This window comes from Paenibacillus sp. FSL P2-0089 (assembly GCF_038595095.1).
GTDB classification, from domain to species: domain Bacteria; phylum Bacillota; class Bacilli; order Paenibacillales; family Paenibacillaceae; genus Paenibacillus_AQ; species Paenibacillus_AQ silagei.
The window spans coordinates 7132124-7147718 of the sequence record NZ_CP152006.1 but is presented as its reverse complement, the minus strand read 5'-3'; the positions used below and the strand labels follow the sequence as shown (position 1 = coordinate 7147718).

15 protein-coding genes are annotated in these 15595 nt (G+C 55.1%); 4 read left to right on the top strand and 11 right to left on the bottom strand.

Going from position 1 to position 15595, the window contains the following annotated elements:
• The first annotated feature begins 12 nt into the window (after positions 1-12).
• Entirely contained in the window at positions 13-906 is an 894-nt protein-coding gene (locus NST69_RS30425) for an NUDIX hydrolase (protein ID WP_342547935.1), read from the top strand.
• A gap of 122 nt (positions 907-1028) precedes the next feature.
• Here NST69_RS30425 and NST69_RS30420 read toward each other — a convergent pair whose 3' ends face one another.
• The 10 genes from NST69_RS30420 to NST69_RS30375 form a co-directional block, all read right to left on the bottom strand.
• Positions 1029-2660: an S-layer homology domain-containing protein gene (locus NST69_RS30420; RefSeq protein ID WP_342547934.1), complete on the bottom strand. Its 1632-nt coding sequence runs from the start codon at positions 2658-2660 to the stop codon at positions 1029-1031.
• Between the two features lie 33 nt (positions 2661-2693).
• The gene (locus NST69_RS30415; protein ID WP_342547933.1) at positions 2694-3644 is read right to left on the bottom strand and encodes a hypothetical protein; all 951 of its coding nucleotides are present in this window, start codon (positions 3642-3644) and stop codon (positions 2694-2696) included.
• A 163-nt stretch (positions 3645-3807) separates the two neighbouring features.
• Positions 3808-5157: a sensor histidine kinase gene (locus tag NST69_RS30410; RefSeq protein WP_342547932.1), complete on the bottom strand. Its 1350-nt coding sequence runs from the start codon at positions 5155-5157 to the stop codon at positions 3808-3810.
• Positions 5154-5792 (bottom strand): response regulator transcription factor, encoded by a 639-nt coding sequence (locus NST69_RS30405; RefSeq protein ID WP_340957174.1) that lies wholly within the window; start codon positions 5790-5792, stop codon positions 5154-5156. Before NST69_RS30405 ends, NST69_RS30410 begins: the two co-directional genes overlap by 4 nt.
• Positions 5793-5921: 129 nt before the next feature.
• Complete coding sequence (locus NST69_RS30400) at positions 5922-7313, bottom strand: HAMP domain-containing sensor histidine kinase (RefSeq protein ID WP_342547931.1); 1392 nt, start codon at positions 7311-7313, stop codon at positions 5922-5924.
• Entirely contained in the window at positions 7310-7972 is a 663-nt protein-coding gene (locus tag NST69_RS30395; protein WP_342547930.1) for a response regulator transcription factor, read from the bottom strand. Before NST69_RS30395 ends, NST69_RS30400 begins: the two co-directional genes overlap by 4 nt.
• A 392-nt stretch (positions 7973-8364) precedes the next feature.
• A complete protein-coding gene (locus tag NST69_RS30390) occupies positions 8365-9123 on the bottom strand; it encodes a lantibiotic immunity ABC transporter MutG family permease subunit (RefSeq protein ID WP_340957181.1) in 759 nt (252 codons plus the stop codon).
• Position 9124: 1 nt separating this feature from the next.
• Positions 9125-9853 carry a lantibiotic immunity ABC transporter MutE/EpiE family permease subunit gene (locus NST69_RS30385; protein ID WP_340957184.1) on the bottom strand — a complete coding sequence of 243 codons (729 nt, stop codon included), beginning with the start codon at positions 9851-9853 and terminating at the stop codon, positions 9125-9127.
• Positions 9846-10562: a lantibiotic protection ABC transporter ATP-binding protein gene (locus NST69_RS30380; protein WP_340957187.1), complete on the bottom strand. Its 717-nt coding sequence runs from the start codon at positions 10560-10562 to the stop codon at positions 9846-9848. The genes NST69_RS30385 and NST69_RS30380 overlap by 8 nt, the downstream gene beginning before the upstream one ends.
• Positions 10563-10694: 132 nt before the next feature.
• Positions 10695-10952: a GlsB/YeaQ/YmgE family stress response membrane protein gene (locus tag NST69_RS30375; RefSeq protein WP_036722871.1), complete on the bottom strand. Its 258-nt coding sequence runs from the start codon at positions 10950-10952 to the stop codon at positions 10695-10697.
• Positions 10953-11228: 276 nt separating this feature from the next.
• Between NST69_RS30375 and NST69_RS30370 the strand changes: the two genes are divergently transcribed.
• The 3 genes from NST69_RS30370 (at position 11229) to NST69_RS30360 (ending at position 14163) form a co-directional block, all read left to right on the top strand.
• Entirely contained in the window at positions 11229-11927 is a 699-nt protein-coding gene (locus tag NST69_RS30370; RefSeq protein ID WP_209868849.1) for a response regulator transcription factor, read from the top strand.
• Between the two features lie 23 nt (positions 11928-11950).
• Positions 11951-13324 (top strand): HAMP domain-containing sensor histidine kinase, encoded by a 1374-nt coding sequence (locus tag NST69_RS30365; RefSeq protein ID WP_342547929.1) that lies wholly within the window; start codon positions 11951-11953, stop codon positions 13322-13324.
• A 116-nt stretch (positions 13325-13440) separates the two neighbouring features.
• The gene (locus tag NST69_RS30360; RefSeq protein ID WP_340957193.1) at positions 13441-14163 is read left to right on the top strand and encodes a hypothetical protein; all 723 of its coding nucleotides are present in this window, start codon (positions 13441-13443) and stop codon (positions 14161-14163) included.
• Between the two features lie 114 nt (positions 14164-14277).
• On the opposite strand, the gene NST69_RS30355 is transcribed toward NST69_RS30360, so the two are convergent.
• Positions 14278-15378, bottom strand: coding sequence for a GntR family transcriptional regulator (locus tag NST69_RS30355; RefSeq protein ID WP_340957195.1), 1101 nt, complete (start codon positions 15376-15378; stop codon positions 14278-14280).
• Positions 15379-15595: the final 217 nt, after the last annotated feature.

Genomic DNA, 15595 nt, shown 5'->3' with positions numbered 1-15595 from the left:
GAGGCGGAGAATGTGGAATTGAGAGATGCTAACGGACTTACAGAGCGTGAATTCCTGGAGCAGTACCGGGCCGGGGACTATGAACGGCCTTCCGTGGCGGCGGATATGGTGATCTTCACCGCCACGGATACAGCGGCAGACTATGAACCCGGGGCTACGGCGAAGGAGCTGCACCTCCTGCTGATCCGCAGAGGCGGGCATCCCTACCTGGGCAAATGGGCGCTGCCGGGCGGCTTCGTCCAGCCGGACGAGACCACGGATCAGGCGGCCGCACGCGAGCTGGAGGAGGAGACCGGTGTTACAGGTGTATATCTGGAGCAGCTTCGCACCTTCTCTGACCCCGGGCGCGATCCCCGTACCTGGGTGATCAGCAGCAGCTATATGGCGCTGGTCAACAGCCGCCGTATCCAATTAGAGGCAGGGGATGATGCCGAGGCTGCGGCCTGGTTCAAGGTAAGCTACCAGCTCCGGCAGGAGCACAAAGAGCTGCTGGAGCAGGGCTGCATCCGCACCCGTACCTATGAGCTTCGGCTGGAAGCGGGCGGGCAGGAGCTGGCAGCAGTGATCGAACAGACGGTGACGGCGACACCGGCTGCAAGATCGGTGCAGTATGCCGTCTTGTCCAATGACGGACTTGCTTTTGATCACGCCAAGATCATTGCCTATGCCATTGAACGGCTGCGTCAGGAGACGGAAAGAACCGGAATCGCGCTGCTCTTAATGCCTGAGCAATTCACCCTGGCCGAGTTGCAGCAGGTCTACGAGGTGATTCTCGGCCAGGAGTTGCCGAAGGCGGTCTTCCTGGACAAGGTGGCTGCGCGTATAACCGCGACCAACCTGTACACAGAGCATACGGAACACACACCCTCCCGCCGCTTGTATCAGCGGAACTGGGGAGAAGCCTAAGTCCAATATTGGAGATAGAACTATATATTGAATCTTGTGTTACCGAACATGAATAGAGAAGCATTTCTTCAACGTACTGAAGAGATGCTTCTCTATTTGTTGGGACTACATCTTTTTAAATATTACGTTTTGCCTGCATACTCATGCGCTGCGGAAGCTTCCTGAATGGCCTGGAAGGCCCAATGTGCAGCCGGCACATCACTCCAGGAAGACTTGCTCCAGCTCTCGCTGTTCCGCTGCAGAATAGTATTGATGATCGTAACGGCTTCCGCACGTGTCAGCGGCTGGTCTGGACGGAAGGTACCGTCAGGGTAACCGGTTATGAGCTTTTTCTGCAGAAGCGCTCCGATCTCCGTACCCGCCCAGTGAGTAGCCGTATCTGCAAAGGTTGAACCATCGCCGGCCGGCAGGTTCAGCCAGCGGCTGGCTACAGCCGCTAGTTCGGCTCTGCTGACATTTGCCTCGGACTTGAAGGTACCGTCAGGGTAACCTTGTAACAGACCGCCTGCTATAGCGTATTGTACTGCCGGATCGGACCAGCGTTTGCCGGTAATATCGGCCAGTGCCGCAGCAGCCGGGGCCTTCGGAGCCGCCCCTTCCGCCTTCAGCCGCTGAAGGATTGCGGCCAGCTCTCCACGGGTGATTTCCCGTTCAGGCCGGAACGTCCCGTCCGGATAGCCCAGAATATAGGCATCATGCCGGGCAGCGGCCCCGAGGCCTTCCAGCTTGAGAATCGTAAACGTACTGAATTTGTTGATGCCGAAGGACAGGCCGGACAATCCCTGCTTGTACTGGACGAATTCAGGCCTGATCAATTCGCGGTCGCCGTCGCTATGCTCGATGAAGACAGCCAGCTTAGCCAGGAAGGCCGTCCGCTCTCTACCGTCTGCAGGCAGCTGAACCCCCTTGAGCGGCAGCGTGATTTCAACAGCCCGGCTGCTCAGATTGGTCTCAATGGTCATCGGGCGTGCGACAACCTGAACCTCCTCGCCGCTCACGGCTTCCCTGACAACACGTTCCACTCTGGCCCGCTCCTCAACTTCAGCGCGCTGTGCCGCATCCTTGATCGGCACAAGCCGGAAGTACAGGTCCTCCGTGATCCCGGATAACGATGCGTTGGGAATCTTAATTGCCGCATTATCCGAGTAAATCTCCAGCTCCAGACCGCCCTTGAATAGTACATCCAGAGCCGCTGCCGGAATCTGCACCCTCAGCTCGGAGACTTTATCCTCGGAGTCCGGGATGACGATTCTTGCCGCACTCCGTCCGGCAGCCTTGGCGCCCGCCACACTTGCGGCGGCCTGCTGCGCATCAAAGGTCACCTGGTCGGTAATGCGTCCGGCAGCATCTCTGGTCCGCCGCACCGCCGCGCCGGAGATCGTAGTGCCGTCTCCATTGTCGACGATAACCGTCAACAGCTCACTTCCGCCTGGGCTTACTGAACCTGTGGCCGGTGCGCTTGAAGGTTGAATTGTAGCCGTAGGCACACTCGTAGGTTGAGGTGTAGCTGTAGGCGTACTGGCAGGTTCAGGTGAAGCAGTTGGCGTGGCAGTAGGTGCAGTTGTAGCTTCTGGTGCAGTTGTTGGTTTAACTTCTGGCTGCGTAACCGTGAATGCCATCTCCAGTTCATTAGAGACGACATTCGCCAGCCCGGATGGAGGGCGGTTGCCCTCAGACGCTAATACCGCAGTCGTGCAGGCAAGCAGGATGAGGAACAGGGAGACGGTATAGAGTACAATCCTTGCTTTTTTCATGATCACCATTCCAATCCTGTGTCATTCCATTCGTTAGGGAATCATGGTCGTGTTGTAGGTTACCTTCACTTCATCGCTGAACGTATAGACGGTTTCTTCGCCGTCCTGGTCGAACTTCGCTGTCATCTGTGAATTAGGTGTCAGAGAATACGTAGGGTAGTTCAGCCGGAATACCTCTAAGGAATCGCCTGCTGCCAATTCTACCGGAATCGTGAAGGTGTGGGCGGCTGCATCATAATATTCTGCCAGCAGCGGGATGCCTTTTTTATCGGTATACAGGAATCCATCATACTGGCCATCGCTGAAATTCGGAGTCATTTCACCGATATTAATAACGAACGTACCCGTTGAAGCGGCTGTTGCCGGCGCTGAACTCAGGTACATGATCATATCTCTATGCTGATAAGGATTCGGCTCTTGCAGATTTCCGCTAAAGGTTGTTTTCTGCGCCGGTTTCACCTCTTTAACAGCGAGCAGCTTGGCTGTAAACGGAGCATTCTGCGGGGATACAGCCTTGAAGGTAATATCGAATTCATTGGAATCGGCAGCATCGCCGACATTGACTTCGAGGCCTTTATCAATGTAGTAATAGGTATAGTTGCCTTCCACAAAAGATTCTGGGTGGTTGTCCAGCTCTACGGCACCCGCAGCGGCGGTTGGAATCTCCAGCAGTACGCTGACCTTCAGATTGTCGTCATTCTCCGCGCCAGGACTGATGAAATATTCAATCTCCTTGGAAGTATCCTTGGTCAGATCATAGGCTTTCTTGTCCAGCTTCAGAGCTGAAGAATCCCAGGATAGAACAACGGTATCCTCGGCATTTACTGCCGTTACGTTGAATTCTGCCTCAAGCTCATTACCGATCCTGTTGTCCAGCAGACTGCCGGGTCCGGCATAAGCGGATGGAACTGCGCCAAGCACCAGACAAGCGGATACAGCCGCGCTGATGTACAGCTTCTTGCGTGTTTTCTTCAGTTCTTGCATTTTCGCAACTCCCCTTTTTGTACATGAATAGAATGAACCGGGTTCGCAGTGAAATGACATCATTCGACGCGATTCCCTATATTTCGATATAATTCATTGTATCATTGGGCAAAAAAAGCCCGTAACGCCTATCTTTTATAGGACCTACGGGCAGGGGAATTCGTTATATGGAGGAGCGCTTTATTTTTCGGAGATACAGGTAAAAGCAGGTGCCCTGCCCCGGTTCACTCTCTACACGGATGGAGCCGTCAAGCTTCATCATCACATTCTTGCAGTAATACAGGCCCAGACCATAATGAGCGGTCATCTTCTTGGTGGAGTAGAAGGGATCGAAGATATACGGGAGTGCCGTCTGCGGAATCCCTTTGCCGCTATCCTGAATGGAGATGACCGCTTCCCGGGAGGTCTCCGACAACCGGACGGTAATCGCTCCTTGATGCTCTATGGCCTCGGCCGCATTGTTCAGCAGATTGGTCAGCATCTCCTTCAGATGAAGGGGATCGAAGTATACGTCCTGGACGGGATGCAGGGAATGATGGAGGTGAATCTCCGGCGGAGCTACCCTTGCAAAGGCTGCAAGACAAGCTTCTAATACAGGCGCAGGATTCATTGTCTGAGCCTGAATGTCAATGGCTTGTACGGACTCGTTGATCTTGCCCATCATATTTTGCACATGGCCGATGGATTCGGCAGCCGAAGCGACCATTCCGAGAGTTTCCCGGTGGCCGCCGCCAGTCTGCTCACCGCTCTGAAGCTCCCGCCGGATCTGATGGAGCAGGATGTCTATTTTGCCGATCTCATTCTTAATGGTATGGTTCAGCAGATGGGAGCCTCCCTTTAAGGTGTGCAGGGACGCGTCTATCTTCAGCATCTCCACCTTGAACCGGACTCCAAGGATGCCCCTTGTCAGACCGATCAGCAGGAACACGGACAGGAAGCCTATGCTAACGAGGTGGTTGAATTGAAACAGGTCAATCCCCCGCATATAAAAGGCATAGCTCACTATAATATACATCATCACCGGCAGCGCCAGCATGTTCGTCAGCATCCGCTCGCGGCGCTTGAACGGGTGCTTCTCACGGAGATTCGCCAGAATAAGCAGCACGGCGCTGATTCCTAACGCACAGCCGATGAACAGCAGCATAGGCAATTCATTTCTGCCGCTGTAATTGATGAGCCGGCCGGGCGTGAGCGGGGTAGCAGCAATTCCCGCTAACGCCGCAATGATAAGAATAATGCCGTACATCCGCCGCTGCCGCCTGTTCAGCAAATCCGAATATACAGCACCAAATATGCCGAACGTATAGGCAATTGTAGCATCGGAAACGGCATATAGTGTATTAATCCATACATCGTACTTGGTCTGCGGATAGGCTGCGCTAAGCAGATAGGTGATAATGCTGCTGCTGGACGCAAACAGAGCAATACTGAACCAGCGGAACGAGGCGTTGCCCGAATTGAGCCAGAGAACCACCGAAGCTACTAACAGAGTTATGAACAAGGCGGGGATCATAGCTCAAGTTCTCTGTCGGTTAATCCTCTGCTCTTGATAGCCCGGACGACCTCCTTCAGGGATTTGGAGTTGAATTTGCGGAGTATACTGGTAATTTGATTCTTCAGCGTCCCTTCCGATTTGCGGAGCGAGCGCATCATGGCCTGTCTGCCGTTGCCTGCTTCGCTAAGCGAGATAATTTCCTTCTCGGCTAACGTCAGGCGGTTATATTGTTCGGCTTCTTTGAGCCGCAGGAATTCCCTGACCAGAACAGACTGGGGAGAACGGGAGCGCATCGCTTCCCGGATCGTGCCAGGGATGAGGCGGAAATCCGATTTACTTACATATTGAATGGCACCGGCCGTAAAAGCATCCAGAATCGTACGCTCATCCGTAAGGGAGGTGAGTACAATCACCCGGGCCTCGTTGCCCGTCAGGCTCAGCTCCAGCGTAGCCTGGAGGCCGTCCAGATGATGCTCCGTCAGGTTGAGATCCATCAGCACCACATCTACTGTATGGCTTGTACAAAAGGCGAGCGCCTCTTCTTTGGTAGCTGTAGTGTGAATAACCTGCAGACCGGGCTCGCTGTTCAGGAACCGGGCGAGCATGCTTCTCCATACCGCATCATCTTCGACAATCAGAATTTGGATCTCCATAGACTTCTCCTTTGAGCAGAAGATTAGCGGTACCTCTTCATTCTACTACGGATAGAGAAGGAACGTAACAGTGAATTCATTGGATTTGTCTATTAAAATAATCACAAAAACCGCTTGAGATGAAGATTTCTATGAAGTCGCAGACGGGGTAATCAGACGCTCCGGATTGGCAATGCGCATCGTGACTTTGGCGCCGCCGGAGACGGAGTCGTTGCTGAGGCTCAGCGAGCCTCCGTGCTGCTCGGCCACAGAGCGTGCAATATAGAGCCCCATTCCGTGATGATTCCCGGAGCTGCGGCTCGGGTCGCCCCGGTAGAACTGGCTGGTGGCCTCCCGGAGGTCGGCCGCCGAGAAGCCGCTGCCGGTGTCGGTAACCGTGAACTGAACCGCATCCGGCCCGCTCTGGACAAGCAGGGCAATGCTGCCCCCGGGCGGGGTATGCTCGGCGGCATTGGTAATCACGTTCATCATGCCCCGCAGCAGCAGCTCCTTGTGAATGAACAGGTATTCCGGCAGCTTCTCCTGCCGGATAGAGGTCTTCAGGTTCCTGCCTGCCTTGAGGGCATTCATCTGCAGCTCCAGCTCAGCTATGATCTCTGCTGCCGGGACCAGCACCTTCTGGCGGGAGGAGCCGGCCTGCTGGTTGGACAGATCAATCACCTCCTGCACGAAGGCCTCAATATCTCCGGCGCTGCGGAGAATATAGCCGCTGAATTCGCGCTGGGTCTCATTCTGCACGGTCTCCTGCAGCAGCTCGGCGTTGCCCCGGATAATGGTCAGCGGCGTCTTGATGTCGTGGGCCAGCGCGGAGATCTGCTCTCTGCGGGAGCGCTCCAGCTCCCACTGCTTCTCCAGTGAAGTCTGCAGGGCATCCTTCATCCGGTCCAGCGAGCCCAGTACCTCATCAATCTCCACAATGCCGCTGGGATGGACGGCGAACTCCAGATTCTCGCGCCGGATGTTCTCGGTCGCTTCCTGCAGTCCGGCCATCCGCTCCGAGAGCTTCCGGCCGAACCGGGCCGCGAGCAGGGCGGCCATCACCAGGAACCCGAGCACGAAGAGCAAGGGGCCCAGGAGCTGGGGATTCGGCAGCGCGCTGCGCAGCACTGGAGAAGCATACTGCGGTGTCAGGACATAGCGGAAGATCCATAGCTCCTGCCCATGCTCGGCGGTGGTATAGTAGTAGGCGCTTCTGTTGTTCCCCTCCCGGATTATTCTCCAGGCTTGCTCCGCCTCCTTAGCCGTCAGGTTGCCGGCCAGCGGCTTCCCGTCCAAGGTGAATACGGTGTAATTCAGCTGGTCCGGGACCCGGGGAACCGTATCTGTTACATCAGCAGCTAACTGCTGCTTGAACTGGGCAATTGCCTTCTCCTCATAGTTGGCAGGCAGCAGCGCCCCCCGGGCGAACGCCAGCGCGAATACACCGAGCAGTCCTCCCAGCAGCAGAATGGTGCCCAGACTAAGCAGCAGCAGGTATTTTAGGAAAAAAGTACGCAGTCGCACGGCTTTACGTTGTTTCACAGCTTCCACTTGTATCCGATCCCCCAGATGGTTTCTATGGCCTCCAGCCCGTGCCGGGCCAGCTTAGCGCGGATATTCTTGATATGCTCGGTAATCGCACTGCTGTCACTGTCCCCGTCCATCCCGAAGACCCCTTCATAGATATGGTCCTTGGAGAAGACCTGTCCGCGGTGGCGGGCCAGGAATTCGCAGATTTCATATTCGCTTTTGGTCAGCGGGACCTTATTCTCGCGTATATACAGCTCCTTACCGGAGAGGTTCAGGCGCACGGGGTCCAGGTACAGCATATTGCGCCGCTCCCGGCCTTCCCGCCGGAGATGGGCCTGAATCCGCGCGCGCAGCGCGCCGATGCCGAAGGGCTTCGTAATATAGTCATCCGCCCCCAGCCCGAGTCCGTACATCAGGTCACTTTCCAGCGTCTTTGCCGTCAAAAAAAGAATGGGACAATCCACCGCCATGCGGATCTCCCGGCACAGGGTGAAGCCGTCCACGCCGGGCATCATCACATCCAGCAGAATCAGGTCATACGCACCGAGGTCAGTCCGGCGCACCAGCGCGGAATCAGAGAAGGTGGTTACCAGATGGCGGTCGGTACTGAGCGCGTTGGCTATCAGAGACAGGATGGCGGGTTCGTCGTCTACCACAAGTATTTTGGCCATATCATGGATTCCCTCATTTACAGATTAGTAGGCTAGGCCTCATCATGCCCACTGCACTATTTTAATTCCATAATTGCCGTAAGGTATGAAGCTGCGTTCGCAGCGAATAATCAGAGATAAGTGTATTCGGTGCAACTAAAAACAATGAAAAGGAAGTCATACCTCTCCTAACTGTATTCCATACAACTAAATTTGCCGGTATGGGTGAAAAGACGGGTACAGAAGCATTTTAGTTGCACGAAATACAGCTAAACAGAGATTCGGCGGCACATCCGGCGATTTAGTTGTACAGATTGCAATTAAGCCTATCCCTTGCACCTTAATCAGGCACAGCAACCCTCAGCCAGTGATGAGTTAAAAGTGATTTTCACACGTTTAAATCTGATGGTCTACTAGTTATCCGCAGAGCGGCCCTCCCATTTGTTGAACCATAACATACTGAGGAGGCCAGCGGCTATTGTTGCTCCTGTACAGATGGATATGCCGGTGGCCAGTCCCGTTTCAGCCCGGGGCAGCCGGAGTCCCGAATGCTGAAGCTCCAGCAGGGAGAGGAAACGGCCGCCCCAGGCGAAGGGGATATACGGCCACAGGATATCGCCAAGACCAGTCAGCATCAGGGCGGCGAGCAGGCTCCCCGTGATTCCTATGCCGATGGAGACGCCCCGGCCGAACCGCAGGCTGACAGCGAAGTGAACCAGATAGAGCAGGATGTTGCTTGCGAACAGGATCACGGCCCCGGTCAGATAAAAGAGTATGCCGTGCCGGTCCTGCCCCAGCATTCCGGCAAAGCCCAGGCTGAACAGGACAAAGATCAGCAGGACAGCCCCCAGGCTGGAGCCCAGCAGGAGCAGCAGCTTGCTTGCATAGGTGGTGCTTCTTGCCGCAGGCAAGGCCAGCATTCCCTGGAATCCTCCGGCGGCGGCCTCCTGCTCCGCTGCCATCGCACAGAGCAGCCCGATGAGGGTAGGAAACGCACAGGCGACCGCCTGCATGAACGCCATCACCTTAACCCCTTCGCTGGCAGAGGAAATGGAGTAGTAAGCCATGAATAGGGCAGCCCCGATCAGCGGAGTCAGCAGATGGGTCAGGAGAAACGGGGTGCGCCGCATTTTGAGCAGATCGGCCCTGAGCAGACCCGGCAGTGCATTCATGCTACTTCGCCTCCTGTCTACGGAACCATAAGGTGGTCAGCAGGAACAGAAGGGCGAACCATCCGAGGGAGACCAAGGTACCGGGAAGAATCATATCTGTGCTGCGCAGCGGGCTGTCCGCCGGGACCGGCAGGCCGTTCGGCAGGATGGACAGCACCGGACACATGAGCCTTGCGGTAATTGTATAAGGAATGTAATCCCATAAGCCGCCCTTGTCGAATTGAACTACACCTAGAATAGTACCGAACAGGTTCAGCAGGATGGCTGCGAATAATCCGAGCCGGGCAGCCAGGAACAGGCACAGCGGAATCTGCCACAGGAAGGTGAGGAAGATCAGCGCGCTGCCCGCCAGACTGCTTGGCAGTGTAATCATCTGTCCGAACAGCAAGCCACCGGCTGTAACGCCGGTCAGGAACACGGCTAGAGTAGTGAGCAGCCAACCGGTGCAGGCAAGGATTTTGCTGGTCCAGAGCGTACCCGGTGTAAAGGGCAGGGCCAGCAGGCTGCGGTATTTCAGCTTGGCATCCTTGAGCAGCGCCAGCGAACAGGCCAGGCTCAGCGCACCGGGCAGGAACAGGGTGTACCACCAGTTGTAGGAGCCGCTCTGGAACAGGCTGCCGCCCATGAGCACCGCACACAGCAGAAGCGCAACCGCCGGGGCAAGCCAAGTCAGCTTGGGAATGAAGGTCCGCCGCCATTTCAGGCGTTCGGCCTGTATGACATTAAGCATGAACCGCACCGTCCCTCCGGTGGGCCGCAGCAACCTGCATGAACAGCGCCTCCAGGTCCTGATCCGGGGAGATCGCCCCCTGATAGCCGAGTACGCCGCCCGCGATGATGCCAATATGGTCGGCTGTCTGTTCCACCTCGGAGAGCAGGTGGCTGGACAGGATGACGGTGATTCCCTGCTCCGGGAAGGAGCGGATCAGCTCCCGCAGCTCCTGAATCCCGATCGGGTCCAGCCCGTTCGTCGGCTCGTCCAGAATCAGCAGCTCCGGCTGGTTGAGGAGCGCAATGGCGATGCCGAGCCGCTGCTTCATCCCCATGGAGAATTGTCCGGCCCGCTTCTTCCCGGTTGCGGTCAGATCGACAACGGCAAGCACCTCTTCGATACGCGACTGCGGCAGTCCGAGGGCCAGCGTGCGTACCTTCAGATTCTCCCGGGCGGTCAGATTATCGTACAGCGGAGGTGCTTCAATTAATACGCCGATCCGGCTTAAGTCCTTCCGGGTCCATTCCTGGCCCTGGAAGCGGATTGTCCCGGAATCGGGCCGCAGCATGCCGGTAATCATTTTGAGCAGGGTCGATTTGCCTGCACCGTTCGGACCGAGCAGCCCGTAGACCGAATTACGTGCAACAGTTAACGATACGTTGTTGACGGCTGTCTGGCGTTTGAAGCTTTTACATAGATCCTGTATTTCCAGAATATGTTCCTGCATAGTATATCATCCTTTCTCTCCCTATACTCTAAGGGCAGATTCTAAGGATTCTGTAAGGATGACATGGCAGAGCCCCTGCCTGGTTGAACAGGAGGGGCTCTGTGTTGACTTTGCAGCAGCCGGCGGGAAGGATTAACGACGCCGGAAGGCGCCGCCGCGGGCCAGGGCAAAGAAGATCAATAGCGCAACGATGGAGCCGATAATGGCTGGAACAATGTGGAAGCCACCTACTACAGGGCCTCTTGGACCAAGCAGCTCGGAGCCCAGCCAGGAACCGATGAACCCGGCGATTACATTGCCCAGTACGCCTCCCGGAACATCACGCCCGATTAGATTGCCGCTTAGCCAGCCGATGAGTCCCCCTACGATGATTACCCAGAGCAGATACATTGATTTGTCCCCTTTCTAGTTGGTTTATTCAAGGTATGTTGGAAAATGCGATAGGTGAACCGCCTGCCGAAGGTTTATTTTTGGAAAGGATATAGCTAGCGGTCCGGCAACAGCAAAGGCTCCGGGTACACCAGGGTGCGCGGACCGAATGTAGGCGAAAAACCGAATACAATTTGCTGGCGACGGTTTCACGGGCAATGATAACAGGTGATCTGCGCTGCGGGGAGATTAACGTCCTTTGCCGGTGTTAATATTAAGTATAGGAGGAGGGATCGGATGAACAAAATTCTCGTAATCGATGATGAAGCTGCCCTTAGAGATCTGATCGAGCTTGTGCTCCGCAGAGAGAATTATGAGGTGCGGACAGCGGAGAACGGGAGTGCGGGACTAGAGGCCTTGGATGCTTTTCAGCCGGACCTGGTGGTACTGGATCTGATGCTGCCCGATTGCTCGGGCTATGACCTGTGTAAGGAGATCACCAAGCGGCAGGCCGTTCCCGTCATTATGCTGTCGGCCAAGAATGAGATTATCGATAAGGTGCTGGGGCTTGAGCTGGGGGCAGAGGATTACATGACCAAGCCGTTCGATAACCGGGAGCTGCTGGCGCGGATCAAGGTGGTGCTCCGGAGAGCCCAGAACAGCGGTCTGCCCGCAGAAGCTGAAGATACCCGGATCACTCATGAGGAGCTGACCTTCGATCTGGAGACCCGGGTGGTGCAGAAAGGCGGCGTTCCGGTGGCTCTGACAGCCAAGGAATTCCGGATTCTGGAGACCCTGCTGAAGCGCCCGGACAAAATCTATACCCGGGATGAGCTGCTGGAGATTGTCTGGGGCTATGACTTCATGGGCGACAGCCGCAGCGTGGATATGACGATCATGCGCTTAAGAAAGAAGCTGGAGGATGATGCCGAGAATCCGAAATATATCCGCACCGTCTACGGCTTCGGTTATCAGCTGGGAGGTGGCTCCGCCTGAAATACGCGACCCGGCTGGTGCTAATGTATTTGCTGTTCTCGGTGCTGTCCTTTGCCGTTATCATTATTTCGGTTAATAAGGCGATTGACTATTTCAGCTTCGTAACCATAGAGAAGCAAATGATGGAGAAGGCGGATCTTGGCGAGATGTCCTTCAGGGAGGTGCTCTCCAGGCACGAACAAGAGGTGGATGCCGGGCAGATGGAGGCGGTGGCGAGAAGCGCGCTGGAGACGTTAAAAGCCTCCGTCAAGGAAGTGCGCATCTACGACAGCAGCCAGAAGCTGCTGGGACTCGCCGTTGACGGGATTGTGATCAATAACAAGACCCCCGTCATTTTCCCCGGGAATATCCAGAATGCCCTTAAGGGCAATTATGCGTATACGGTCTCCGAGGATCATCTGCTCTACTTCGCGGTTCCGATCCAAGACAAGTATTATCAGAATAGCTATGTGTACGAGTTCGTGGAGGATGTCTCTTATTTCTATACGATGATGGACCAGATCCGCTATATCCTGTTCGCCGGTGCAGGGGGATTCATTATTCTGATTACGCTCTCCAGTCTGTTCATTGCCCGGAATACGACGAAGCCAATTAAATATCTGCTGGGTGCTACGGAGAGCTTCTCCAAGCAGCAGTTCCGCGAGGTTCACCTGAATCGGAAGGATGAGCTGGGCATGCTGGCTGCGGGCCTGAACCGGATGGGTATTCAGCTCAGCGACTATATCCAGTATCAGAAGCAGTTTGTCTCGAACGTATCCCATGAGCTGAAAACGCCGCTTGCTGCGATCAAGGGGTTCTCTCAATATTTGTACGAAGGTGAGGACGAGGATGAGGAGCTGCAGCGGATCTACTTCCATCTGGTGAATGAATCGGACCGCCTGACCCGGCTGGTCAATGAGCTGCTCATGCTGTCGCGCTTCGATAAGGCAGGGCAGGATGGAATCGATGCCGAGAAGACGGACCTGGCACAGCTGGCCGCAGGGGGAGCCGCTGGATTGAGGGCCAAGGCGGACAGTAAGGGGATAGAGCTTACGATCCGGCAGGGGCCGCCGGCCTTCGTCAATGTCAATCAGGTGCTGATGTCCCATGCCATCGCGAATGTGCTGGACAACGCGATCAAATACTCCGGTCCCGGTACCCGGGTAAGCATTGAAACTTTGGTCCGGGAGCAGGAAGCTGTCGTGCGGATCAGCGATCAGGGCATTGGAATCAGCGCGGATGAGCTTACCCGTGTGCAGGAGCGGTTCTACCGGGCAAGCAATGCAGGCGGGGCAGGAGGAACGGGGCTGGGGCTGTCCATATGTAAGGAGATCGCTGAGAAGTTCGGCGGGCACCTGGATATAGAGAGCCAGCTCGGCGCGGGAACCACGGTCTACATCCGTCTGCCGCTCCTGTGAACAGGCGTTACAAGACTGATACAACTCTGTTATTACACTAATAAATGCTTTTCGTATACTAACCTCATACCAAACAAACAACGCGTCCATCGCGTACATTCATGGAGGGATTACTTATGGGAACATTTAAAAAACCGGCAGCGCTGCTGCTGTCCGCAGTATTGTTAATGACACTTCTGGCCGGGTGCCAGTCTGATTCAGCCGCTCCGGCGGCAACTCCTTCGGCAGAGCCTACCACTGAAGCGGTGGCCACAGCGGCACCGGAAGCAACCCCTGCGGCTACGGAGACTCCGGCCGAGGCAACCCCGGCGGCTTCAGCGGGCAGCTCGGAGGCAATCAAGGAGGGAACCATTGAGAAGGAAGGGAATGTGGTTCTGAAGGAGCTGGCTTTTGTCTATAAGGACCAGACTATTGCCCTCTCTGACATTGTGGATGATGCTAAGCTGGAGAGTATGCTTGGCAAGGCAACGGCGAAGAAATCGCACACTTATTCCTTGGATGACGGTAAAAATATGGATACCCTGATCGGCAGAACAGAGAACACGTATACCTTCCCGGGCCTTGAGATTAAGACCATTGATTCGGGTGACGGCAAGCAGTTCTACATCTTCAGCATGAAGATCACTGATCCGAAGTACACTACGGTCCGTAATATCAAGGTCGGAGACAGCCTGGATACGCTCAAAAAAGCCTATCCCGAAGGCAAGCTGACCGGAGACGGTGCACCTGAGGAAGAGGATGACTTCCGGTTCGCCCCAAGCAACTATGTGGATTATATGCTGTTCCACGTCAAGGGCGCTAAGATTGAAAGCATAAGCATCTCTACTCTGCTGGACTAAATCAGTCCCCTGAATCAGCAGAATACTGAACAGCCCTGCCGCTTCACGGCCTGTAACGGTCATGAAGCGGTCAGGGCTGTTTGTCTTTTGTCTGCACATTCCCGGGCGGACTTCCTATTCCACTGGAGCCGGCTCCAGCACCCGCACCGTCTCCCCCTCTACCAGCTCGGGCAGATAGTAGTTGCTGCTCTTCAGGTCTTTTTTACCCTGAAGCTTCTTAATGACCCATTCGGCGGCGTCACGGCCCATTCTCTCCTGCGGGTGGGTCAGCGTCGTCAGCTTGATCCCTGCATTCTTGGCGATATAGGAATTGTCCTGCCCGATAATCGACAGCTCTCCAGGAATTGAGATCCCCAGTTCGCGGCACATCTTGACCACTTCCAGGCCCACTTCATCGTTATAGCAGACGATAGCGGTCAGCACCTCTCTGTTATCTGTCAGGAATTGCTCCAGATTGGCCGACAGCGCCTGCTTCGATTCGGTATCGAAGGAGAGGACCTGCTCCGGGTGGAAGCGAAGCTTGGCCTCGCCGAGTGCCTTGATATAGCCCTTCATGCGGTATTTGCCCTGGAGATCGTCCATTTTGGCGATAATCCCGATCTGGGTATGGCCCTTCGCAATCAGCTCCCGGGTCGCCAGATAACTCGACTGTACGTCATCCAGGCAGAAGAACGGCACCTCCAGCTCCTCATAATAAGCGTTAATCATGATGAACGGGACGTCCTGCTCCTTGAACGACAAGTAGTAAGCGATGTTCGGATTGTAGAGGTTGCTCTTGGTTGGCTCAATGATCAGCCCGTCTACCCCGTAGGACAGCATCATCTCCAGCGCTTTTTTCTCCTGGGCGACATCGTTATTGGTGCTGGCGAGCAGCAGCGAATAGTTGTCTTCATTCAGCCTGCCTTCAATGCCCCGGATAATGGACGGGAAAATATAATCGGAGAGGTAAGTGGTTATTACGCCGATGGTCCGCTTGCCCGCGCCATTCCCGGATTTGGACCGAAACTGGTGGCTGACATAGGTGCCCGAGCCCTTTTCGCTGCGCAGGAACCCCTCATTGGATAGCTCCAGAATGGCCTTCCGCACGGTCTGGCGGCTGACGCCGTACATCTCCTGCAGCGCCGACTCCGTAGGAATTTGCTCGCCTACACTGTAGGTGCCGGACAGGATGTTGCTTTTGAGTTCATCGAATATGATCTGGTACTTGGTTCGCACACGGGTCACTTCTTTCATAGTTGTTCTTATATGGAGTGGAGAAATTATTGTAGTTGTACGTACATATTATAGCTTGAATATAAGCTTTATATCCCCGGATGTCTACTATATATCATGATTTGCGTAAAATACGGGTGATTTTCAGGTAAATTTGTAGGTATATCTTATATCTATTGTTGACAAATGTACGAACAAAAAATATACTAAACCTGTTCAT

Excerpts from the sequence above, each read along its gene's own strand:
- NST69_RS30385 (WP_340957184.1), bottom strand. The coding sequence starts at position 9,853 with ATGCTTAATGTCATACAGGCCGAACGCCTGAAATGGCGGCGGACCTTC.
- NST69_RS30370 (WP_209868849.1), top strand. The coding sequence starts at position 11,229 with ATGAACAAAATTCTCGTAATCGATGATGAAGCTGCCCTTAGAGATCTG.
- NST69_RS30380 (WP_340957187.1), bottom strand. The coding sequence starts at position 10,562 with ATGCAGGAACATATTCTGGAAATACAGGATCTATGTAAAAGCTTCAAA.
- NST69_RS30420 (WP_342547934.1), bottom strand. The coding sequence starts at position 2,660 with ATGAAAAAAGCAAGGATTGTACTCTATACCGTCTCCCTGTTCCTCATC.
- NST69_RS30365 (WP_342547929.1), top strand. The coding sequence starts at position 11,951 with ATGTATTTGCTGTTCTCGGTGCTGTCCTTTGCCGTTATCATTATTTCG.
- NST69_RS30360 (WP_340957193.1), top strand. The coding sequence starts at position 13,441 with ATGGGAACATTTAAAAAACCGGCAGCGCTGCTGCTGTCCGCAGTATTG.
- NST69_RS30390 (WP_340957181.1), bottom strand. The coding sequence starts at position 9,123 with ATGAATGCACTGCCGGGTCTGCTCAGGGCCGATCTGCTCAAAATGCGG.
- NST69_RS30375 (WP_036722871.1), bottom strand. The coding sequence starts at position 10,952 with ATGTATCTGCTCTGGGTAATCATCGTAGGGGGACTCATCGGCTGGCTA.
- NST69_RS30405 (WP_340957174.1), bottom strand. The coding sequence starts at position 5,792 with ATGGAGATCCAAATTCTGATTGTCGAAGATGATGCGGTATGGAGAAGC.
- NST69_RS30395 (WP_342547930.1), bottom strand. The coding sequence starts at position 7,972 with ATGGCCAAAATACTTGTGGTAGACGACGAACCCGCCATCCTGTCTCTG.
- NST69_RS30410 (WP_342547932.1), bottom strand. The coding sequence starts at position 5,157 with ATGATCCCCGCCTTGTTCATAACTCTGTTAGTAGCTTCGGTGGTTCTC.
- NST69_RS30415 (WP_342547933.1), bottom strand. The coding sequence starts at position 3,644 with ATGCAAGAACTGAAGAAAACACGCAAGAAGCTGTACATCAGCGCGGCT.